The organism is Nocardia sp. TBRC8007, from assembly GCF_056629435.1.
This window is the reverse complement of the sequence record NZ_JBWSOR010000135.1, coordinates 1-631: the sequence shown is the minus strand read 5'-3', so window position 1 is coordinate 631 and position 631 is coordinate 1. Positions and strand designations below refer to the sequence as shown.

Genomic DNA, 631 nt, shown 5'->3' with positions numbered 1-631 from the left:
GCGGCGGAAACACTGTGCGTCGACGACCCGGACATCCTCCCCGGTGATTCCAGCGCGGCCGCTGCGGCCGACGCCGACCGCCACGGTCGGCTGCGGCCGGGGAATCTGGCGTACCTGATCTACACCTCCGGCTCTACCGGGGTGCCCAAGGGCGTCGCCATCTCCCACCGCAACGTGGTCAACCATGTTGTCGCGGTGGGGCCACTGCTGGGGGACGGGCCCACCCGGGTGTTGGCGAGTACCTCGACGGCTTTCGACGTCTCTGTCCTGGAAATGTTCGCGACTTTGTGCGGGGGCGGGACGGTGGAGGTGGTGCGGGATGTGCTGGTCCTCACCGAACAGGGCGGCTGGTCCGGTGGCGTGATCAGCACGGTACCGTCGGCGTTCGCCGAAGCGCTCGACCACCCCACCCTGCGCATCGCCGCCGACACCATCATCTTCGCCGGTGAGCCGTTGACACCGCAGATCGTGGAACGGACCAGGGCCCTGCTACCGGGGGTACGCGTCATCAACGGCTACGGACCCACCGAAACAACGGTGTTCGCGACGACGTCGGTGCTATCGAATGAGGGGGAGGTGGGGGTGTCGGTTCCGATCGGGCGTCCGGTGGGGAATATGCGGGTGTTCGTGT

The 631-nt window shown here is 67.5% G+C and carries 1 protein-coding gene; it reads left to right on the top strand.

All coding sequences use genetic code 11. The features are described from left to right. On the top strand, window positions 1-631 hold a 631-nt coding region (locus ACX4ZE_RS22970; protein ID WP_480275546.1), incomplete at both ends, for an AMP-binding protein.